Source organism: Prevotella sp. lc2012 (assembly GCF_900107065.1).
Taxonomy (GTDB): domain Bacteria; phylum Bacteroidota; class Bacteroidia; order Bacteroidales; family Bacteroidaceae; genus Prevotella.
On sequence record NZ_FNUF01000004.1, the window covers coordinates 1 to 22,053 of the forward strand.

Annotated in this window: 20 protein-coding genes and 1 pseudogene; 7 read left to right on the forward strand and 14 right to left on the reverse strand. The window is 48.8% G+C overall.

Features of this window, described 5'->3' with window-relative positions; translation table 11 throughout:
* From BLU99_RS08700 to BLU99_RS08730, 6 genes and pseudogenes are all read right to left on the reverse strand, one after another.
* A pseudogene (locus tag BLU99_RS08700) lies at positions 1–503 on the reverse strand (hypothetical protein); the annotation flags it as partial.
* Positions 504–505: 2 nt separating this feature from the next.
* On the reverse strand, positions 506–2,275 hold the full coding sequence (locus tag BLU99_RS08705; protein ID WP_091901157.1) for an O-antigen ligase family protein: 1,770 nt from the start codon (positions 2,273–2,275) through the stop codon (positions 506–508).
* Positions 2,272–2,967 carry a hypothetical protein gene (locus BLU99_RS08710; protein WP_144006118.1) on the reverse strand — a complete coding sequence of 232 codons (696 nt, stop codon included), beginning with the start codon at positions 2,965–2,967 and terminating at the stop codon, positions 2,272–2,274. Before BLU99_RS08710 ends, BLU99_RS08705 begins: the two co-directional genes overlap by 4 nt.
* A 151-nt stretch (positions 2,968–3,118) precedes the next feature.
* Positions 3,119–3,364, reverse strand: coding sequence for a hypothetical protein (locus BLU99_RS08715; protein ID WP_218128546.1), 246 nt, complete (start codon positions 3,362–3,364; stop codon positions 3,119–3,121).
* A gap of 651 nt (positions 3,365–4,015) precedes the next feature.
* Positions 4,016–4,534, reverse strand: a complete 519-nt coding sequence (locus BLU99_RS08725; RefSeq protein ID WP_091901165.1) for a stage II sporulation protein M — start codon at positions 4,532–4,534, stop codon at positions 4,016–4,018.
* 19 nt (positions 4,535–4,553) lie between these two features.
* On the reverse strand, positions 4,554–4,826 hold the full coding sequence (locus tag BLU99_RS08730; protein ID WP_091901167.1) for a hypothetical protein: 273 nt from the start codon (positions 4,824–4,826) through the stop codon (positions 4,554–4,556).
* An 886-nt stretch (positions 4,827–5,712) separates the two neighbouring features.
* On the opposite strand from BLU99_RS08730, the gene BLU99_RS08735 reads away from it, so the two are divergent.
* Positions 5,713–6,549 (forward strand): AAA family ATPase, encoded by an 837-nt coding sequence (locus BLU99_RS08735; RefSeq protein WP_091901169.1) that lies wholly within the window; start codon positions 5,713–5,715, stop codon positions 6,547–6,549.
* 26 nt (positions 6,550–6,575) lie between these two features.
* On the forward strand, positions 6,576–7,610 hold the full coding sequence (locus BLU99_RS08740; RefSeq protein ID WP_091901171.1) for a DUF4435 domain-containing protein: 1,035 nt from the start codon (positions 6,576–6,578) through the stop codon (positions 7,608–7,610).
* A 110-nt stretch (positions 7,611–7,720) separates the two neighbouring features.
* Here BLU99_RS08740 and BLU99_RS08745 read toward each other — a convergent pair whose 3' ends face one another.
* The 4 genes from BLU99_RS08745 to dxs are packed head-to-tail and all read right to left on the reverse strand — an operon-like array spanning position 7,721 to position 13,475.
* Positions 7,721–8,674, reverse strand: a complete 954-nt coding sequence (locus BLU99_RS08745) for a type I phosphomannose isomerase catalytic subunit (RefSeq protein WP_091901173.1) — start codon at positions 8,672–8,674, stop codon at positions 7,721–7,723.
* A gap of 31 nt (positions 8,675–8,705) precedes the next feature.
* Positions 8,706–10,163 (reverse strand): TrkH family potassium uptake protein, encoded by a 1,458-nt coding sequence (locus tag BLU99_RS08750; RefSeq protein WP_091901175.1) that lies wholly within the window; start codon positions 10,161–10,163, stop codon positions 8,706–8,708.
* Positions 10,157–11,512 carry a Trk system potassium transporter TrkA gene (trkA, locus tag BLU99_RS08755; RefSeq protein ID WP_091901177.1) on the reverse strand — a complete coding sequence of 452 codons (1,356 nt, stop codon included), beginning with the start codon at positions 11,510–11,512 and terminating at the stop codon, positions 10,157–10,159. The genes BLU99_RS08750 and trkA overlap by 7 nt, the downstream gene beginning before the upstream one ends.
* 55 nt (positions 11,513–11,567) lie before the next feature.
* Positions 11,568–13,475, reverse strand: coding sequence for a 1-deoxy-D-xylulose-5-phosphate synthase (dxs, locus tag BLU99_RS08760; protein ID WP_091901179.1), 1,908 nt, complete (start codon positions 13,473–13,475; stop codon positions 11,568–11,570).
* 101 nt (positions 13,476–13,576) lie between these two features.
* On the opposite strand from dxs, the gene BLU99_RS08765 reads away from it, so the two are divergent.
* The 3 genes from BLU99_RS08765 to BLU99_RS08775 are packed head-to-tail and all read left to right on the forward strand — an operon-like array spanning position 13,577 to position 15,696.
* On the forward strand, positions 13,577–14,500 hold the full coding sequence (locus BLU99_RS08765) for a putative 2-dehydropantoate 2-reductase (RefSeq protein WP_091901181.1): 924 nt from the start codon (positions 13,577–13,579) through the stop codon (positions 14,498–14,500).
* Positions 14,501–14,512: 12 nt separating this feature from the next.
* Entirely contained in the window at positions 14,513–14,995 is a 483-nt protein-coding gene (locus tag BLU99_RS08770; protein ID WP_091901183.1) for a nucleoside deaminase, read from the forward strand.
* Positions 14,996–15,045: 50 nt separating this feature from the next.
* Positions 15,046–15,696 carry a leucine-rich repeat domain-containing protein gene (locus BLU99_RS08775; RefSeq protein WP_091901185.1) on the forward strand — a complete coding sequence of 217 codons (651 nt, stop codon included), beginning with the start codon at positions 15,046–15,048 and terminating at the stop codon, positions 15,694–15,696.
* A gap of 8 nt (positions 15,697–15,704) precedes the next feature.
* Here BLU99_RS08775 and BLU99_RS12300 read toward each other — a convergent pair whose 3' ends face one another.
* Both BLU99_RS12300 and BLU99_RS08780 read right to left on the reverse strand, forming a co-directional pair.
* Positions 15,705–15,854, reverse strand: a complete 150-nt coding sequence (locus tag BLU99_RS12300) for a hypothetical protein (RefSeq protein ID WP_176771101.1) — start codon at positions 15,852–15,854, stop codon at positions 15,705–15,707.
* Between the two features lie 79 nt (positions 15,855–15,933).
* A complete protein-coding gene (locus BLU99_RS08780) occupies positions 15,934–18,753 on the reverse strand; it encodes a choice-of-anchor J domain-containing protein (RefSeq protein WP_091901187.1) in 2,820 nt (939 codons plus the stop codon).
* A 214-nt stretch (positions 18,754–18,967) separates the two neighbouring features.
* Between BLU99_RS08780 and BLU99_RS08785 the strand changes: the two genes are divergently transcribed.
* On the forward strand, positions 18,968–20,095 hold the full coding sequence (locus BLU99_RS08785; RefSeq protein WP_091901189.1) for a helix-turn-helix transcriptional regulator: 1,128 nt from the start codon (positions 18,968–18,970) through the stop codon (positions 20,093–20,095).
* 78 nt (positions 20,096–20,173) lie between these two features.
* On the opposite strand, the gene BLU99_RS12170 is transcribed toward BLU99_RS08785, so the two are convergent.
* Positions 20,174–20,401, reverse strand: a complete 228-nt coding sequence (locus BLU99_RS12170) for a hypothetical protein (protein ID WP_144006119.1) — start codon at positions 20,399–20,401, stop codon at positions 20,174–20,176.
* A 218-nt stretch (positions 20,402–20,619) separates the two neighbouring features.
* Positions 20,620–21,144: a hypothetical protein gene (locus tag BLU99_RS08795; RefSeq protein ID WP_144006120.1), complete on the reverse strand. Its 525-nt coding sequence runs from the start codon at positions 21,142–21,144 to the stop codon at positions 20,620–20,622.
* 223 nt (positions 21,145–21,367) lie between these two features.
* On the opposite strand from BLU99_RS08795, the gene BLU99_RS08800 reads away from it, so the two are divergent.
* Positions 21,368–22,051 (forward strand): lipoate--protein ligase family protein, encoded by a 684-nt coding sequence (locus BLU99_RS08800; protein ID WP_091901196.1) that lies wholly within the window; start codon positions 21,368–21,370, stop codon positions 22,049–22,051.
* Positions 22,052–22,053 lie beyond the last annotated feature (2 nt).

Below are 22,053 nucleotides of genomic sequence, written 5' to 3' on the forward strand. Positions count from 1 at the left end.
TGTCGCCAATCACTTACAGGTTCATCGGAAAGCCTGTATGGCAATACGTAATTAAAGAACGTGGATTGATCATACTCGTTTTTCCAGTTCACTTTTGCCCAAAGATCGCAGGCATCATCTATCGCCTTGATCAGGAATTCGGCTTTTATCTTTCTAATATCCGAGACCTTCATGGCAGCCTGACCGGAAAGTTGTTGCATCTCTGCATTGACCACACTGTCGCGATATTCAGCGGCATGCGTCCCCATTGCTGCATAAGCCTTCGCATACTGATCTGCAATCTCACCATATAATGCGTGATGGTAGGGCATGTTCTCAATCAGGAATTTGGCCGACTCATACTTCAATGGGTCGGGATCGTTCTTAAAATGATCCAGCACTTTCTCTAACTCCTGACGGTTGTCACCCGCCAGTTTTAATGCTTTCTCCAAAGAATCTCCACCACAGGAAAGAAATGTCGTAGATACGACAAGAACTGCAAGACTATACAAAAGCTTTTTCATTATTATCGATTCTTATTAGATGATTCTTTTACTATTTGACGCATCTCGTCTTTTATTTCTCTAACAGCGACTGATGGTACTTTCTCTTTCATATTCAGGATCTCATTTGCCAGTTCACGAGCTTCTTCTTTGTGCTCCATGTCCATCAGTAGCCCAACAATCTTATATCGAGAATACAAATGAGAGGGCACCGTATTTACCGCTTTCTGATAAGCATCTTTTGCAGCCATGAGATTCCTGGTACTTTTGTAATTCTCACCCATCAAGTTATAAATGCTAGGATTCGAGGATTTCGTTTCTGCCCTTTTCAACATCTCAATACTTTTCTCTGGTTTATTTGCTGATGTTAAAGTCATCGCATAACAGAAAAGGAAAGAACCATTGTTGTTCATAATCGGATATGCTTTCTGAAATTGGGCGATAGAACCAGGCCAGTCATTATGGGCTGCTCTTTCTAATCCCTTTTCAAGTAATCGAATACCATATATCATCCACAAGCCCATCATGGAGAAAAAAACTGTCGCAATCAATATACATACAGGCATCACAAAATTCATCCATTTTACGATATGTTGACGCGAAGTGCTCTCCTGTGTCAAGAGCAAAGCCAAGACAATTATCAGATGAAGATACAACAGCGGAATACGCAAAGGATAAGAGACGCAACATAGCACAAGGAATCCCAACAAAGACGCCTTTGCCCCAATAAAGACATGCGAACAGTGTGACTTCTTTCGTAGTAGAGCGAATAATATGACGCCGAAGAACAGCAACATACCGACGGTGCCTTGGTCGATAAACACCTGTAAGAATTCATTATAGGCACATGTCACGTAATCGGCGAGGTATTTCTCTCTTTCCGTCCCTTCGCCTGAGGCAAAATAATCGCGCTGCCAGCGACTATAGTTCGCCTCAAACGAACATAACCCGTCACCAAATAAAATATTCTCACGGGGAGCCTGAAGCGCCACTTTCCATACAAGCAGCCTTCCGTCGGCAGAATCAGCCTTAAATTTATAGAGGAAGAATGCCCCACCAAGTAGTCCCACGCCTAATAAGACGGATAAAGCGAGACGTTGGGCGCAACTAAAATGCTTACGGATAGATCTCAGCACGCCATAGTAGTGCTCTATCACGAAGACACATCCTATCAGGCATGCCAGCCACGCTCCACGGGAACGGGACAAGACGATAAGAACAAGCATAAAGATGAGGCATGCCAAAAGAACATTTTGCAGATCCTCATTCTTTCTATGTCGCCTATAGATCAGATAAACAGAAAGAACCATTGGGAATATAACACTCAGATATCCCGAATAAGCCCCCGGATTGCCTAGAGAACCACCAAACTGGAAGAAAGAGCTACTATTCTCCATCAGGCCATAGAGCTGTCCGAAGCCCACAGCTATCTCAATCCACGCACATGCGATGATGGAGCAGAGAACTATTCTCTGAATATACCGACTTTCGAAAAGTTTTCCCCAATATATGAACAAAAGCCAACAGACTATTACAAAGAAACAATAAACTGAGCCATAAGCATTCCCTCTAATTATCCAATCAGCAATCAAGAACAACAGATATAATAAGGCAAGTGTGTTTCCATGCCAAAAGTCCTTAATAAATCGGCCCTGTATACACCGCATAGTCACACATGTAAGAACTATTGCCACTACAAAAAAGGCGGCATAGCTTACCACAGAAGTGCCAGGGTAAGAAATATGCAATGAGACAAATAGAATGAGGAATAATATGCTAAGCAGTTTCTTCATTTCTTTTTTCTATTTTCAAAAAACATCAGCACTAGGAAAATAAGGATGCCAGCCCCTAAGCCTATGGCAACATTCGTGAACGTAAAACCAGACTTCTCCTGTGGTTCAATATAAAGATAATCGATATCAATATTTATGCCTTTAATAATCTCCTGCACAATATCTTCAAAATCTGATGTCATTTGCTCTTTATTATAACATGTAATACTTATATAACCAAATTTTGACATCAACAGATTCTGTAGACAATTAATACTCGAAGAATCATTATAAACAGTCAAAGACATGCTTACTCCCAATTTACCGTCATTAGAGAACGTATCCATCCCGTTGTAAATGACATGAATAGAGTCCGAATCAAACTTGCGATTTTTATCGTTCATCTCTTTCAGCTCTTTTACAATTGTCTCAAAAGAGAATTCATTAAGACTCTTAACCGTCGGCTGGAAGGATAGAAGCACGTATTTATCTTCAAAATATTCAGTCCCCTTCGGGTACAGAGCTAAGACAACCGCTTTCTCATCCAATTTCTTTACAAAAGCACTATGAGGAATTGTATCCCAGCCCTCTGGTACCGTTACTAAAAATTTACACGACTTTACTTGAACAGGAATACGTTCTGATTTAGTCTCCGCATTTGCGAACAACACTAGTGGCAGAAATATTGCCAATAGTAACATACGATATTTCATTTGATCCTTTTTTGTAAATAAAACCATTTTCTCAACTTACCTTATAATGCTTTTATAAATAGCCGATGCTTTGTTTGCATGTGATGGTATCAGGAAATGAATCAATGGCGTGAAAGATTATCACACCATTGAAACAAATTTGTAATTTACATTAAAGACCTACAACAGCGCCTGCAACAGCGCCTGCAACATTACCAAAGGCAGCGCCCCAGGCAGCACCCTGAATAACACTGTCAGCTACTCCTACGACACCGATTACAGCACCTTCTTCTGCAGTAGCACCTTCCTTAGCTGCCAAGTAGCCAATGCCTACCCAAGCCTCAGCTTCATGATTCTGCTTCTCCTTGATCAGGCACGCAGACTCAACAGAAATGGCGCATACAACTGCGAGCGTCATTGCTTTCTTAAAAAAACTCTTTTTCATAATTTATAGTTTATAATTAGTTAATTAACACCTCAGACTTTCTGAGGCTATATTGTTTACTATATCGAAATAATATAATATGTCAACGCCACTATCATAGAAGGAAGAAGTATGGATCCTATAACTTTAAAAACATTCTTGTCCTTAAAAATTAAATACAGAATAACGATCAGATATATCAATCCCCAACATACAAGATTAATAAACTCAAAATCTTTCAATTTAAGATCATACATAAATGGCACAGACAAGAGATCCTTAGCATCAGCCAATTTTCCGATTGCGCAATAAGTTATAAGGTTATACCAAAAGATGTATTGATATATCAACATTGGTATATACGATATTCCTATGATACTTAGCAAAGAACGTCTATCCACTTTCTCTTCAAATACGGTGTTGAGCATCATATCTGATGTAAAATAGAGAAACATGAATATCATCAATGGAACCAATGCTGCAATACCACTTGACATCTTGAAGAGCATTCTATAGGAGAAAGGTATATCATTTAATTGCAATAATGCAAATTGCAGATGATTACAATACTCAGTAATTCCATACGAACAAAGCGAACTGAGCAATACCACAATAATCGAAAGAATAATTCCCCCGGAAAGTTTATTAATTTGACATTGAAACATAATTCTCAATAATTGCAGCAAATAAGATAATCATTGTAGCGATAATGAACATCCACAACAATGTTTTCTTTGTCAATATTTGCTTGTGTGTAAATGCATATACTGAAATGAAAAAGCCAATATCCCCATATAAGACAATACCTATGAACTCGAAAGAATGTGGTAATGTTGATCCAAGGATCTCCGATAATGATAATACATGAGAACTTGCTCCAGACACTAACCCAAAACAAAAGCCATTATAGAAAGTATATATTATCGAGAACAAACCAAAGCTTAATGCTCCCAATAGCATATTCTTAAACGAAACGACTATATTGTTCTTAAATATTTCAAAAAAACGCTCATGAATAGGTAAGTCGAACAAAGAAATAGACTGACTTTCGCCTTGGCCAGATCCAGTGGTATGGAAATCATCCATACCACTGAAAAAGCCAATAGCATAGCCAATAAGATAGGCCAAAATAAGAATTGTCAGAAATCCATATTTCTTTATCATATGGCTATTCAATTTATGCTTAAAGACCTGCAATAGCGCCAGCAGCAGCACCTGCTACACCTCCAAAGGCAGCACCCCATGCGAAGCCCTGAACGGCACTTTCCCAGACTCCAGCAACACCAATAATGGCACATGCTTCTGCACTTGCGCCTTCCTTAGCTGCCAAGTAGCCAATGCCAACATAAGCCTGAGCTTCTTGGTTCTGTTTCTCCTTAATGAGGCATGCAGACTCAACAGAAATGGCGCATACAACTGCGAGCGTCATAGCTTTCTTAAAAAAACTCTTTTTCATAATTTATAGTTTATAATTAGTTAATTGACACCTCAGACTTTCTGAGGCAATACGTATCATAATTATGAATCTCTTTTGAAGAATAATCTACGAAGAATCAAAACTGCAATCACGACAAGACAGCCTATAACGAAAGGTAGACTATAAAGCAATGATTTCAAAAAAGGCATTTTAGAAAAATATAGGAAGTAATTCATAGGTAAATAAATACTTAAGAGGCCTGCAAATACGCTATACATAAACGGAAATGGCTCTTTTTCTAATTTTACCCTATTATTACAATGATTACACGTGGTTGAATAATTAGTTCCGCGAAACCAATACTTAATACATCTCTTTAATGAGATGATTTGGTGACAGTATGGACACTCTCTGGTTTTCATTTCTTTGTTGTTATAGATATCCATAGTTTAATTTTTGAATAGTAATATTTTAATCGTTGCAGATAAAAAACATCTTTTTTGTGCCTCAAAATTCGGTAGATTATTTCTTAAAACCAAACAAATAACGTTGCAAAAGCAGATACTTGACTTTTTAGTGGTATAAGTTGTAATATTCTAATATATAGCGGTTTGCATATTGTGGGACGCTGTTGCAAGATGCATTTTCAGACATTAAAGATGCATATTTGATGCGCTAATGTTCCTATTTTTCAATCCTGATATGACAAAAATGGACTCCGCCAATATAATAGTATATGTAAAATAGAGAATTTTGACAATTGCCATATATTCATGTGTCTAGATAATAATAACGCTTCTTGGCTAAAGTCAAGATTATCTTTTAAGCAAACAAAAACCGGAATTCCTTTGGAGGGTTCTGGATTTTTTGTATATTTGTGGTCGAAACGTGGCTGATAGACTGATGCCAATAAAAACTGACGACTATGCCAAAGTACGCTGAATATATCAAACGGATAGAGATCGACTCGCTATGGAGCGGGAAGAAACACATTATCTGGGATCTGAACCGACAGGTGAACATCCTCAGTGGTATCAACGGAGTGGGCAAGAGTACAATCTTGAACAAGGTGGTGAAAGGACTGACGGCTGGCGGGGAGTTTCCCTCGCACATGCTCAAGGGCGTAAAGCTCGATGTGGTGCCGGCCGATGCGAAATGGATACGATATGATGTGATACGCTCGCTCGACTCGAACCTTTCGCAGACACTCTCCGAAGGAGAGGGGTTCCTGAGGCAAGCGCTCTCGGCACTGGCTGGTGTTGGGGGTGGCTCCCTGCTGGATATCCAGTTGTACAACCTGCAGCGGAAGTATCTGGACTATCAGGTGAACATCGGTAACCGTATCATAGAACTGCTGCAGAAAGGTGATGCCGAGGCGGCACAACAGCTTTCGCTGAAGAAGAAACGCTTTCAGGATATCGTAGATGAACTGTTCGAAGATACGGGCAAGAGGATCATACGGACGGAGAACGAGTTACGCTTCACGCAGATTGGTGAGGTGTTGTTGCCTTATCAGTTGTCGAGCGGCGAAAAGCAGATGTTAGCCATCCTGCTGACGGTGCTCGTGGAGGATAATCTGCCGTATGTGCTCTTCATGGACGAACCGGAGGCATCACTACATTTCGAGTGGCAGAAACGGCTCATCGATCTTTGTCTTGAGTTGAATCCCAACGTACAGATTATCCTAACGACGCACTCGCCGGCAGTGGTGATGAACGGTTGGATGGATAGTGTCACGGAAGTGTCGGACATCACAGTATAAGGAGGCTGGGAGCGCGTACGGGTGTTATGTCTCATCGTTTAAGGGGAAATATTAACAACAGGTATTTCGAGGCGGCGAATGCGCTCACCTCGAAAAAGGCACGGCGTAGGATTGTTGCTTATGTCGAGAGCTATGATGATATCTACTTCTGGCGTACCGTTCTTAGTGAGTTTGAGAACGACAAGCGTTACTTCGAGGTGATGCTACCTTCAAAGGTGAACCTCACGAGGGGGAAGAAGTCGGTGTTGATGAACTTCCTCGAGGGGGAGGGGCAACGGACTGGGGAGCCGAGTTCGGAACTGCTTCTTGGCAAGGATATGATAGCCTGTGTGGATGCAGATTACGACTACTTGATACAGGGGCGCACGCAACAGTCGCGACGGGTGCTGGAGAGTCCGTATGTGTTCCATACGTATGTCTATGCCATCGAGAACTTCCAGTGCTACGCACCGTCGCTGCATAATGTCTGTGTGTCGGTGACGCTGAACGATCATCGTATCTTCGACTTCCAAGAGTACTTCCGTCAGTTCAGTGAGGCACTGTTCCCGTTGTTCGTGTGGTCGATCATGTTCTACCGTAATGGAAACTATCCGAAATTCTCGATCTCTGACTTTAATAGGGTTGCTGATCCCGGCGGTTTCAGTGTACATAACCCATGGCCGTCGGTGGCGAACGTCAGGAGGAAGGTGCATACGAAGATCAACGACCTGCAGCGGCAGTTCCCTGACGCGAAGGAGGAGTATCTGGCGACCAAGGACGATCTCCTGGCACTGGGGGTGACGCCGCAGACCACCTATTTATATATACAGGGACATCATCTGTTTGACACGGTGGTCTCACCGATTCTGTCGAAGGTGTGTAACCTGCTGCGACAGGAACGGCAGAACGAGATATACCATGCTACGGCACATCGGACGCAGAAGCGCAACGAGATGTCATGCTACGAGAACTCGCTGCAGGATGTCAAGGCGATGCTCAAGAAGAACAGCGGCTATATGCTCTCTGAGCAGTTTCGTCGGGTGCAGGATGATATGAGACGATACCTTGATAATGATTTATGATAACCTTAAGCATTGAAGGGATGCTTTCAATACGTATTATCTGGGGGAACGATTATAGATGATAGTTGATGGCATATATAATGTATATGCCATCAACTATATATTATTCATTATACAAAAGTCTCTAGAAACTTAACGGAACCGTTGACCTTCACCTCTGCGGTGGTGGCGGGGAGTAGTATGGTGTCGCCAGTCTGGAAGGTCGTCTCCTCACCATCGACAGTTAGCGTGCCTTCACCCTTCACTGCGATAAGGATGACGAACGAATCAAGCTCGTTGTAGTCGATCGTCATTGGCTCAGTGAGGTCATAGACAGCTGTCGTGAAGTATGGACAGTCTACGAGTTGCTGTCCCTCGTTCTTCTGCGGTGTATACTCCGTGCGGTAGTTGTCGAGAACGGCGTAGTCGATGGCCTCTGAAGCCTCGTGTGTGTGAAGCTGACGGTAGTTACCGTCTTTATCCTTGCGTTTGAAGTCGTAGATGCGATAGGTGACATCACTGGTCTGCTGTATCTCCGTGAGGAAGCAGCCGGCACCGATAGAATGGATTCGTCCGGCAGGGATGAAGAAACAATCGCCCTCCTTGACGGGATATTGTGCGAGAGCATCGCAAATCGTGTCATCGGCCACCATCTGCTTATACAGCTCCGGTGTGATCTGTCTCTTCAGACCATTGTAAAGTTTGGCCTCGGGGGCGCTGTCCATGACATACCACATTTCGGTTTTACCGTGACCCTTGCCTTGACGGTGGGCTACCTCGTCTGTGGGATGTACTTGGATACTGAGATCCTGACGGGCATCGATGAACTTGATGAGCAGCGGGAACTCATTGCCAAAGCGCTGGTAATTCTCCTTGCCGACAAGGAGGTCTTTCTCTGTCTGTACTAGTTCATTCAGCGTGAGACCTTTGTGTTTCCCATTGGCCACGACGGTTTCATTGTCTTTGACGCCGGAAATCTCCCAACTCTCGCCAACACACTCCTGATGTGTGTTTAGATGCTTAAAGGGGATGATCTTGTCGCCCCCCCATAGCGTCTGTTTCAGTAAAGGTTCAAATTTGTACATTGTCTTGGTATTGTTTATGGTATTTATAAAATCAGTTTTCTTTCCAGAAGCTACGCGTGAAGAGTACCAGTACGGTCATAATCTCCAAACGGCCCATGAGCATGAGCAGACAGAGGATCCACTTGATGAAGTCGGGAAGGATTGACCATGACATAACAGGACCGATCTGTGTACCTAGGGTCGGACCGACATTGCTGACGCAACTCAAGGCTATCGTGATAGCATTTGTGTTGTCTATTCCAGCCACAATCATAATCGTAGCGGTGACAATGACCATCATAATTGTCAGTGTGAAGAACGCGAATAGGGCGATAAGTTTCGACTGGGGAATGTTCTGTCCGTTGACCTTCACTGGCAATACTGCGTTCGGGTGCAAGATCTGGCGGAAATTGTTGCGTACCACTTTCAGCAGCATCACACCTCTGATACACTTGAAACCGCCACTCGTGCTACCGGCACATGCTCCCATATACATCACGACACCCAAGATGACCCATGTGATGTGAGGCCATGTGCCTGCATCCTCATTGAACATACCGGTGGTGGTCATAAAGGAGACGACTTGGAACAAAGAACTCCGGAATGCGTGTTCCAGATCATAGCCCATCCTGCTGATGAGAAGGTACATGATCCATAATGTTGCTCCAAAAACGATACTGATATACAACTTGAATTCGGAGTTGGTGAACAGCGATTTCGGCTTCAGTTTAATGGTGCTCACATATAATAATGTGAAGTTGATTCCCGATAGAAACTGGAATATGATCGATATGTAGTCGATGGTGGGTGAGTGGAAGAACTCCGTACTCTCATTATGGATGGCGAATCCGCCTGTAGCCGTCGTCGTCATGGAGTAATTCAGAGCCTCGAACCAGTTCATACCAGCACACAAGAACGACAGACCGCATGCGACGGTGAGCAGAAGATAGATGCTCCATATCCACTTGGCTGTGGTAGATAGTCGCGGGTGCATCTTTGCCTTGATGGGACCGGTGGCCTCTGCGGCGAATACTTTCACGCTTCCACCTACCAGAGAAGGTAGGATGGCGATGGTGAAGAATACAATTCCCAATCCGCCAATCCACTGCATCAACGATCGCCAGAACAGAATGCCATGTGGGAGTACTTCCACGTTATCTAGGATCGTCGCTCCTGTGGTGGTGAAACCTGATGTGGACTCAAAGAAAGCATCGGTTACACTGGGAATACAGCCATGAAGGAGGAATGGGAACATGCCATAGAACGAGAAAACAACCCAGGCGGCGGTCACAACCACGTAGGCATCACGACGACTGAGGGTGTTCTCTGAATTACGACCGAAATAAAGGAAAAAGAAACCACTTCCGAATGTCAGTAACATCGATAGCACAAAGGCGTAGCAGTCGTCCTCATGATGGTAGAACGAGAGGGCTACACACCAGGCCATGAAGAATCCCTCGATAAACAGCAGGGAGCCGATGATCTTACTGATGATACGGAAATTTACCATATCGCGTTCTTTTTGAAGAATTTTTCGATATTGTTGAGTTTTGCCTCATGGCAGAAAACCATGACGGAGTCGCCTGCCTCGATCTGTGAGTTACCGTTGACCAGCATACCGACACCCTTGCGGACCAGTCCGCCGATGGTCGTACCAAACGGAAGTCCGAGGTCCTTTACAGGTTTTTTCGTCACCTTTGAACCCTCGGCGGCTACGAACTCGGCCACCTCTGAATCGACGAGCATCAGTGAACGCAGGTTGCTCACGTCGGCATCGAGCATCATCTGGAAGATATGGCTAGCAGCAATAGTCATCTTGTTGATGATCGTACCGATATCCAGTTCCTCGGCCATCTTCACGTAGTCCAGATTCTCTACCATGGCCACCGTCTTACGTACACCCAAGCGCTTGGCCGTCAGACAGGCCAGAATATTGGTCTCGGCATTGCCGGTGAGAGCTACGAAAGCCTGTGTATTACGGATGCCTTCTTCCTCGAGCAGGCCGAGGTCGCGTCCGTCACCATGGATCACCATCGTATCACTGTCGCCAAGGAGTTCATTGAGTTTTTCACAACGTTCAGCGCTTTTCTCGATGATTTTCACGTTCATGTAGTCGGGAGTTGTCAGGGCAGCTCTGACCGATGTTTTGTCACCGCCCATCACGATGACGTTCTTGACGTCGGCGTAGTGCTCCTTACCCACAATCTTCCGAATATAAGGGATGTACTCCTGTGTGGTCATGAAATAGGCCAGGTCGCCTACACGCAACTCGTCAAGTCCACCAGGGATAATCGTCTCCTCGTCACGTTTGATAGCCACAATATGATAGGGATCGTCTGGACCGCAGAGGTCGCGCAACGGCTGGTTGAGGATCTCTGCCGTCTCGCGTAGTTTGATGCCGAGTAGTGTGAGGGCCCCGTCGTGCACGTCCCAGCGCTGCCTCACCCAAGAGAGTTTCAGACCGTTGTTGATATCGATGGCGGCCAGCACCTCTGGGTAAATGAGTGAGTCGATGCCCATGTTCCTGAAGAACTCCTTATTCTGTGGACTCAGGTATTCGTAGTTGTCGATGCGGGCTACGGTTTTCTTCGCACCCAATTGATGTGCAATCATACACGCCGTCAGGTTGGTCGTCTCCTCGGGGGTAACCCCCACAAAAAGATCAGCATGCTGCACCCCGGCCTCTTTCAGCACCTTGATGCTCGTGGGCGACGCATTATAGGTCATCACGTCATACTCGCTGAGTGCGCCCAACCTCTCCTCATTGTCGTCGATGAGCACACAGTCCTGATGCTCGCGCGACAGCAGTTTCGACAGATGAGTACCAACGGCACCTGCACCGACTATTACAACCTTCATATCGTTCTAATTAATGATGACAAATCGTAATTATATCATCTCGGATTTTTAATTCTCAGCTGACGATGGCCTTGATAATGCTTTCCTCGTCGAGACCAACAATCTTCTGTAGTTCCGACACCTTTCCGTGCTCTACAAACTCGTCTGGTAATCCAAGACGTATCACCTCTGGATGATAGCCATGATCGTTCATCCACTCTAATACAGCCGAACCTAGTCCGCCTTTCTTCGTACCGTTCTCGACGGTGACTATACGACGGAACTTTTTTCCCACCTCTTCGAGGATCTGCTCGTCGATAGGCTTCAGAAAACGCATATCATAGTGGGCCACGGAGACCGATTCCTGACTCTTGTCTCCCGACGCCTGCATCCTTTTAATCGCTTCCGTTACATTATTTCCAATTGGACCGATGCTCAGGACCGCCACGTCGCTACCGTCTTTCAACTTACGACCTGTGCCTACGGCAATTTCCTCAAACGGGCAGCGCCAGTCCTGCAGCACACCACCGCCTCTTGGGTAACGTATCACGAAAGGTCCCTTGTCGGGCAACTGTGCGGTATACATCAACCTGCGCAACTCATGTTCATCCATTGGCGACGAGATGGTCAGATTGGGTATCGGCCTGAGGGCAGCCAGGTCGAAGGCCCCATGATGGGTGGCTCCGTCCTCGCCTACGAGCCCTGCGCGGTCGAAGCAGAGCACCACGTTCAGGTTGAGCAGTGCCACGTCGTGGATGATATTGTCGAATGCACGTTGTGCAAAGGCGCTATAGATATTGCAGAAGGGCAACAGTCCGTCTTTAGCCATACCACCTGAGAACGTGACGGCATGCCCTTCAGCGATGCCTACGTCGAAGGTACGATCGGGCATCTCCTTCATCATGATATTCATTGAACAGCCCGATGGCATGGCTGGCGTCACACCGACGATCTTCGGATTCTGTTTGGCCAGTTCCAGAAGCGTATGCCCGAACACATCCTGATATTTCTGTGGCTTGTTGGGATCGTTGTCCACAAGGCGTTCGCCAGTGTCTGGGTTGAATTTGCCCGGCGCATGCCAGGTGGTGACATCCTTCTCGGCCGGTGCATAGCCGTGCCCTTTCTGTGTATGCAGGTGCAACAGCTTCGGCCCTTTCATATCCTTCATCTGACGGAGGATACGTACCAACTCTTTTATGTCGTGACCGTCGAAGGGACCGAAGTAACGGATGTTCATGCCTTCAAAAACGTTCTGCTGATGCGAGATGGCGCTTTTCATGGCATTCGTCAGACGGATGAGACCTTTGCGACGGTCCTCACTGAGCATACCTCTGCCGTGCAGCCAGCGCGCAGCCTTGAAACGAATGGCATTATAGGTCTCATTTGTGCTGAGACCAATCAGATATTGTTTCATACCGCCCACAGAGCGATCGATAGACATGTTGTTATCGTTGAGGATGATCAGCAGGTCATTGGGCGAGGATGACACATTGTTCAGTCCCTCGAAGGCCAAACCTCCACTCATGGCACCATCGCCGATGACAGCCACCACATGGCGCTTGTTGTTATGCTCCAACTTGGCAGCTACAGCCATACCCAGCGCCGCAGAAACGGAGTTGCTGGCATGTCCGCAGGCAAATGTGTCGTACTCGCTTTCCGTGGGTGAAGGGAAGGGCTTGAGGCCACCCAACTTGCGGTTCGTGCAGAACTGCTCACGACGACCGGTCAGGATTTTATGCCCGTAGGCCTGATGACCTACATCCCATACGATACGGTCGTCGGGTGTATCATAAACATAATGTAGTGCTACGGTAATCTCTGCTACGCCCAGACTGGAAGCCAGATGACCGGGGTTTACCGACAACTCTTCCACGATGTCTTGTCTCAGTTCCTTGCATACCAAAGGTAGCTCGTCTACGGATAGCTTGCGCAGATCTTCTGGGGATTGTATCTTGTTGAGTAGTGTAAATTCGTTTTTGTCCACTTAATCTTCAGTATTTTTGTGCAAAGATATGCTTTTTTTATCAAAGATACAAAAAAAATCATTAATTTTGCATGCAGATATTATTTTAGCATTTTGAGGATATGAAATACGGAATTATAGGAACAGGTGCCATTGGCGGCTATTATGGCGGGAAACTGGCCAAGAGCGGACAAGACGTTCATTTCCTGTTCCATAGCGACTATGACTATGTCAAAAAGAACGGCCTGCAGATTGACTCTTGTGACGGTTCCTTCCATATAGACCATGTGAACGCTTATCATACCACGACCGAGATGCCTCTCTGCGATGTCGTGCTTGTTTGTCTGAAGTCGACCAACAACCATCTTCTGCCTGAGATGCTCCGGCCGTTGCTCCATCCCCATACGCTGGTTGTGCTGATACAGAATGGTATCGGTGTCGAGTCCGATCTGCAGCAACTCTTCCCGGATTTGCAGCTTGCTGCCGGACTGGCGTTTATTTGTTCGGCCAAAACCGAGCCCGGACGTGTGAACCACCAGTGCTACGGACAGATTAACTTCGGCAATTTCTCTTGCCGTGATGAGCATCTGTTCCAACAGTTGCTTGCCGACTTCAATGCCGCTGGTGTTGAGGCTGGTGCCGTCGACTATCAGGAGGCACGTTGGAAGAAAGCCGTGTGGAATATGCCGTTCAACGGTATGGCCGTCGCATTGAATACTCAGACCGACCTGCTGCTGAAACAGCCGGCCACCCGTCGACTCATTCGCGACCTGATGATGGAAGTCGTGGGGGCCGCTCGTCACCTCGGCGTCGAAGCCCTCGATGATACTTTTGTCGACAAGATGATTGAGATGACCGACAACATGACACCATATTCTCCATCGATGAAACTTGACTACGATTTCCATCGGCAGATGGAGATCCATTATATCTATAGTCGTCCTATCGAGATCGCCTGTGAGGCAGGTTACCGTATGCCGAAACTTGAGATGCTCGAGGCCGAGCTCCGCTTCCTGCAGGCAGGCTATCTTCCAGAATCCAAATAACCCGACCATACGATGAAACAGATCACAGACAAAGACAAGCAGTTCATGCGTGAGGCCATCCGACTGGCCGACGAGAGCGTGCTGCGTGGTGGCGGTCCCTTCGGAGCCGTCATCGTGAAAGACGGTGAGATCATCGCTGGCAGCAGCAACAGTGTGACCATCGATCAGGATCCCACTGCCCATGCCGAGGTGAACACCATCCGTGAGGCCTGCCGTAAGCTAGGCACCTTCGATCTCACCGGCTGCACCATCTATACCTCGTGCGAGCCGTGCCCCATGTGTCTCGGCGCCATCTACTGGGCACGTATCAGTCGTATCTACTACGGTAATACCCGGAAGGATGCCCGCGACATCGATTTCGCCGACGACTTCATCTACGAGGAACTCGACAAGCCGCTCACTAAGCGTACCGTCCCCATCATTCCCCTGCTGCGCGACGAAGCCATCCGTACCTTCCGCCTCTGGCAGGAGAAAGATGACAAGACCGAATACTGAGCACGGCTCACTGATCCTTCGCAAGCAAATTAGCAGACCACCAATAACATATGAAAACCTTACAACTATTCAGATCCAGTCTTTCACGACTGGCAGCCGTGCTGTTCTTTGGCATCGTGGCCTTCCCCGCAGACACGTGGGCGGAGACGTTTACGGTGGGATCTCTCAATTATGAAACCAACGCCGACGGAGACAACACCGTCACCGTGACGGGCCATGTCGGCGATACAAATCCTACCGGGACTTTAACGATTCCTGGCAGCGTAGATTATGGCGGTATCACATACACTGTGACACAGATAGGAGAGGGTGCTTTCTCTAGTTACATCGGCTTGACGGGCGATCTGACCATCCCTAACTCCGTGAAGACAATAGGCGACCATGCTTTTTCTAGCTGTTCCGGCTTTACGGGTAATCTGACCATTGGAAGCTCTGTGAAGACGATAGGAGACGAGGCGTTCCGTGGTTGCGTCGGCTTCACAGGCAGTCTGACCATCGGGACCTCCGTTGAAACGATAGGGAATAACGCGTTCGATAGTTGCATCGGCTTAACGGGTAGTCTGACTATCCCAAACTCCGTGAAAACAATAGGGGCCAACGCCTCTGTGAGTGCCCAGGCCACCATCACGGTGATCGACGACTCCATCGACGTCAGTACCACTCCCGTCGACCAGTCCACCGCCGATGCCCGCGACATGTGATCCGGACCTTAGCGGTCGTCGCCGTCGAGGCCATTGCTGCACCAGTCGAACAGAGAGTCCTCGTCGAGCGCTCTGACGGCATAGCTGCCGCTGAGCAGTTGTGAGGGCTGCTGATGGTACACCTGCATGGCAGGGGTGATATATGCTTTCTTGCTCATATAGGGTTGTATTTTTATGATTCTTCAGATATAAGCTCGCTCATGTCACGTCCGACGTGAGCGAGTTTTGTGTTCATTCTCACTGGATCGTTACCTTCTGGCCGTTGTTGATGTACAGTCCCGCTTTCGTGGGTGCTGACGGCAGTCGGCGCCCGTCGAGCGTGTACCAGCCCTCTCTCATCGTGCCCGTAGCACTGTCGTCGTGTATGCCGATGATAGCCGTCGTGCCGTCGCCATAGTCGACGTTGATGCTGCGTGTGGTGGCCTTGCCGTCGGTGGCGGGTACGTAGAAGTGTCCGCCGAAGCAGTGCAGGGCCTTGCCGTTAGCGGTCGTGCGCAGCTCTTTCGAGTAGCCGATCGTGTTGTTCGCCACGAGCAGGAGTATCTCGTTCTGATGTCCTTGATGACTGTTCAGGGCGGCGTTGTTGGCCACGATCTCGAACGGCTCGTACTGTCCGGCGAAGCTCACGTATCCCTTGCCGCTCACACCGTTGTCGTACCTGCGGTCGGTCGCGTCGATCATGACCCCCGCGAACTTGGGATCTGTGATGGTGGGCATGTCCGTGTTGTTCGCCCATTTGATGATGTACGGTCTGCCGGCCTGAAGCGTCGTTACCTCGTTGCCGAATGTCAGGCTCAGCGTCGTGCCAGTGACGACGGCCGATGTCAGCTCGCGCACTGTCGCACCGTCGAGGGTGCTGCCGCTGATTGTCACGTCAAACGGCAGACAGATGGTGTTCCAGGCACCGTCCTTGTGGAAGGTGTGCCCCGACAGGGTGACGTTCACCACCTGTCCGTTGTTACGGCTGATGATGTCGGTGTTCTTGTCGGCCACCGCCGCGTCATTGTCGCGCAGCACCAGCTGCTCCAGGTCGGTCGTGAAGGACCGCTGTTCCGTCCACTCCGAGGTGCCGTCGCTGTCCTTGCTGCTCCTGAGGCTCCTGACCTGGAAGTCGTACTGGGTGTTGGGCTCCAGTCCTTTGATGCTCATGGTCGTTGCCGTGATGCCCGACACCGTCTTCCAGTTGTCGGTACCTGGGAGGGCTTTCGCGACGATGATGTCGTCGACGAACAGGTAGTTCTTGTCATACGATGTGTGTTTGATGCAGATATACCTGGTGCCGGCTGGAACGGCCTCGCTGAAGAGTGTCCACGTGTTGTTCTTGATGCTCTTCTCCTCACCGAAGGTGAAGGCGTCTGTTGCGTTCGTCGTCGAGCTGTAGCCTACGGCGAATGACTCCGTATAGCCGGTGTGCCGGTTCTTGTAATAGAACTGCAGTGTCGTGCCCTCGGCCACGGCGGTCATCTCAGGCGAGATAAGATACTGCGGAGGATTGGTGGTCCAGTGGAAGGCGAAGCCTACGTTCCCGGAGTGGTGTGCGGCCTCGTTCAGGGTGCAGGATGTGCCATCCACGCCATTCTCGAGTGTCCATGCGCCGAGGCCTTCCTCAAAGCCTTGCGACAGGTAGATCCTGGCAGGCGATTTCCTGTACCTTACCTCGTAGCTCTTGCCGTAGCCTGTCCAGGACACCGATGCGGTGTTCTTGGTCGTCGATGTGACGGTCACATCGACGGGTATGGGATTGCCTTCGGTTATGAAGCCTATGCTCGCCCAGTTGCTCGTCTCGTTGTTGGCGTTGACACTCCTCACCTGTATGCCGTACGAGGTGTCTGTGTCCAGATGGCTGATCGTATAGGGACTGGTGGCGCCGTCCACCGTCGTCCAGGCGTTCTCTTCCGGATAGATGCCGAGGTCGTCGATGAGCAGATAGTCCTGGTCTGTATCCTGGTTACGGATGGCGATATAGCCTTTCTTTCCTTCGTACTTCCTCAGGTCGACGGCGACCTCCTGCCACTCGGCAGAGGCGTTGCCGGGCGATGCCAGCAACTCGAACGCGCTGATGTCGTTGGTCGTCGTCGAGACATACACCTCGTAGTGCTCGTGATAATGGCCGTCGTCGCGCACCCAGAAGCTCAGCGTACCGCCCAGCGTCACCTCGGGCGAGATGAGCCAGTTGTCTACGGTGAAGGGTGTGTCGTTCCAGCTTCTCGACATCGCACAGTGTGTGCCGCGATGTGTCTCGTTCTCCTTGGCTTTCTGATAGCAGTGCCAGTCGCTGCCCTCGTTGCCGCCGCCGTTGCGCACCACCTTCCATCGGTCCATGCCGTTCTCGAAATCGTCGAAGAACGCGATCTTGCCATGGCGCAGCTGATAGCTGCTTACCTTGCCTGTCCACTCGACGGTCGCCGATGTCGGGGTCGTCGTCAGATCGGTGACCACGGGTCTCGGCACATACAGGAAGGTGGTCTTGGGAATGAACGCCGCAGGGTTTACGTTGATGTTGCTCTCCAGACTGGCACAGCCCGTGACGGCGGCGCCGTTGACCTTCTGGCCATAGAACGTGATCGTCGTGTTGGTGTCATTCTTGTCGCCGTTCTTGTCCTTGATGTTCCTGGTACCTATCAGCAGGTTGCCGCCCTTGTAGACATAAGGCTTGTCGAGTGTGATCAGCACTGTACCGCCCGTGCCGAGCGACGTGAACTCGAGGGTGCCCTCATAGACCTTGTCGGTCTCGTCGAAGGTCGCAAACTGACTGATCGATGTGTCGTCGACCTCTTTCATGCACACCTCGACCTTGTTGACTGTCGTGTGTGGAATAGAGGTGCTCTTGGTGTAGTACATGATACAGTAGATGGTTCCGCCGTTCATGCTGCTGAGGTCTTTCGCGGGGATCACATACTGACTCTTGGTGTGCGACGCAAAATTCTTAACGCGAAAAGGAACATAAACGTTTTCATTACTCCCCTCATAAACGGTTAAGGTCTCCTGTGCCTTCATACTTCCCACAAACACACACAACAGGAGCATTGTGAGTAAGCATAAACTTTTTTTCTTCATCTCTATCTCTGTTATTAGTTGATTTCTACGCGGCCAAACCAAAAACGGCCGCAAAGATATGAAAAACTTTATTGATAAGGTGTTCAAAAATTAACAATGGTGTTAGATAATCAATAACAGGGTGTTAGAAAATTCAAAAAAATAACATCCTTTTTCTTGCGTATCCCGTTGATTTTGTGTATTTTTGCAGACAAATTCAGAAAGAGAGACCTAAATGATACCTATTGAGCATATTCAGTTCGCCGGCATCGTGCTTACCGGCGCGCTCACTGCTATGCTGGTCTGCCTGCTTCCGCAGTGGCAGACAGGCGATCGGGTATACAGCCGTTCACGCTGGATGATGACCGCAGGCACCATGCTGCTACCCATACAGTTCCTGTTGCAGTACACCCTTCACTTCCGTCAGATGGGTGTCACACAGGCGGTCATGGTGAACCTGCTGTTCTTCGTGCCCAGCGCCATCTGTATCAGTATGGCCGTGCTCTATCTGCTGCGACAGGGGCGCGTCGCGCGACGTGAGTGGGCGGTAGGCATCGTTACCTATCTGCTCGTGCTCATCATGCTCTCATGGGCGCTGATCACCGACGGACAGCCCTTGCTCTCCGACACTCCTGAGCTGCGAAAGGCAGAGATGGCGTCGGCTGTGCTCTACCTGTGCATGCAGATCTATTACAGCAGTCTTGACTTCTGGGAACTGCGCCGACTGAAACGGGCGCTCGCGGGCTATTACGACCAGGAGAAGAAAGAGCTGATACGCTGGCTCTACACCAGCGTCACGATGCTGGTAGTCTCGGCCGTGCTCGCGCCGATAGCGATCTTCTGGTCCAGTCAGTGGCTTATCATCTACTCCGTCACCCTCTTCTTTACGATCTTCTACTGTGTGATCAGCTTCTACAGCTACGGACTCGACCACGCCCGTCAGCAGGCCATCAGCGCTGCCGAGGAGAACGCCGAGGAGGGCGGACTGAACGATGAGACGATCGTCAGCGTGATCGATGAGGCCGACCGTCTGCATGTGGAGCAGGCCGTGAACCGCTGGCTGTCGAAGGGCGGTCATCTCAAGAGCGGCATCACCATACAGAACGTTGTCAGCGACATGCGTATCCCCCGCTATCAGCTCACGGCATGGCTGAAGACCACCGAGTGGGAGTTGTTCAATCCTTGGCTCACCCACCTGCGGCTCGAAGAGGCCAAGCGGCAGATACGCCTGCATCCCGAATGGAGCAACGACACCATCGCCGAGCACTGCGGCTTCAGCTCACGCTCATATTTCCAGACCGTCTTCCGCAAGCAGACCGGCATGACACCCGCCCAGTATGCCGAGATAGAAAAATCACGCTGAACATTTTCAGAGTCGACAGACTATCCAGTGTATCCACTCGCCGCAGTTGCCAGTGAGTGGTCAGCACGGCGAGGCGTGCTATGGGGCCGTGCGCCTCAGGGTGTAGCCGATGCCATCGAAGGCCTCCTGCGACAGATGGAGCGACCCCTCGACAAAGTTGAGGGTGAAGGGCTGGCTCGTCCACTCCGGACCGCTGAACACGATAGCCGTGACCGGCTCATGGGTGAAGATTGAGCTCTCGATGATGATGAGCTCGTACGACCGTGTGCCGGTGGTCACCGGACGCTGGTCGTCTCTTCGGTTCACGATCCTCGCCTCGCCGTTTCCGGTGAATGTGACGGTGACATCACCTGCCTCGTACTCCGTCATTCCTCCCCACCCGGAAAAGGCGCTCGTGATGCACCATGTGCCGATCAGCTCCTTCCTGACACCGCCTAGGGGCCGGTCGCTGTCATTGTCGCCGCAGCCGCACAGGGCGCCCATCGCCATCATGATGGCGATGAGCCGTAGTAACAGGGCTTTTCTCATTCTTCAGACGGGGTGATCAGGATGGTGTTCTTCTCCTTGAACGACACGAAGCCGTCGTAGTCGGTCCACGTCTCCTCGTGGGTCGTGCCGTCTCCCTCCATGAGGACAGCTGTGCGCTGGTTCAGCACCAGGTGGAAGCGCTGCGCCGTGATGTTCTCGATGGTGAAGTAGATGTTCACATTACAGATACAGTCGGCCGTGTTATCCGACTCGACCCAGGGGTTCAGTATGATGATGCCGTTGTCCTTCACCTCGATCTTCATGCCGGCGTCGGTGTAGGCGCAGTTCACGCGGAAGTCGAGGTACTCGCCCGATATCGACTGGGTATCCTCGTGGTAGGTGAGTCTCAGTCGGGTAGGCTCTGTAATCGTGTTACGCGTCATCGTATGGTGTTGACAGTCGCTGTGCCACACGTTTCTGAGCGATGCCTGTCCCATCTGTGCCAGAAAACTGTCGCCCGACGAACAGCTGCTAAATGCGAGCACCAATGTGCCCAATAGATAAAATAGAACCTTTTTCATTTTCGTTTGTCGATTTGTAGAATGATTTTTCTACTCTAACCACTGCAGAGCCGGAAACCTTGCATAAGAGATGTGGTATTTAACCTTTTTTATACTTTTATACGCAAGTATTCGTGTAAAATCCTAACTTCTACAATCTAAAAAAATAAATGCTAAAAGATTTGGATAGTACATAAAAACTTCATATTTTTGCAGAAAGATCATAAAACGATCAGCCTAAAACATGAAATATATCACCTTACCGTCTGAGGAGACCTACCCTCTGTCGTTCTATTTGGCGATGGAAGAGTATGTGGCGCGTCATGTCAACGAGTCCGAGTGTTTCTTCATGTGGCAAGTTGAACCAACCGTTATTTATGGTCGTAATCAGGTGTTGGAGAATGAGGTTAACCTCGACTATTGTCGGGAACATGCCATCCAAGTGGTTCATCGCAAAAGTGGAGGAGGCTGTGTGTATGCCGATATGGACAACCTGATGCTGTCGTACGTTACATCGGGCGAGAATGTTGGTTTTGCGTTCAACCAGTTTGTAAACATGATTCTATTGGTGCTCCACAAGGCAGGTGTCAAGGCCACAGGTACTAGTCATAACGATATTATGATCGGTGATCGTAAGGTGTGTGGCACTGCCTGTTATCACCTTAGTGGCAGAATTATCGTCCACAGTACGATGCTGTACGATACCAAGATGGAACACATGTTGAACGCCATCACGCCGGGACCAGAGAAGCTTGAGAAGAAAGGTATTGAAAGTGTGCGCCAACGTATTACGCTGTTGAAGGATCATACTTCGTTGACGCTCGAAGAGTTGAAGACGCTTATTCGTGGGACGCTCTGTCAAGGCGAATTGATGCTCACCCCGACAGACGTGAAAATGATAGAACAGATGATCGCAACAGGTGGATAGAA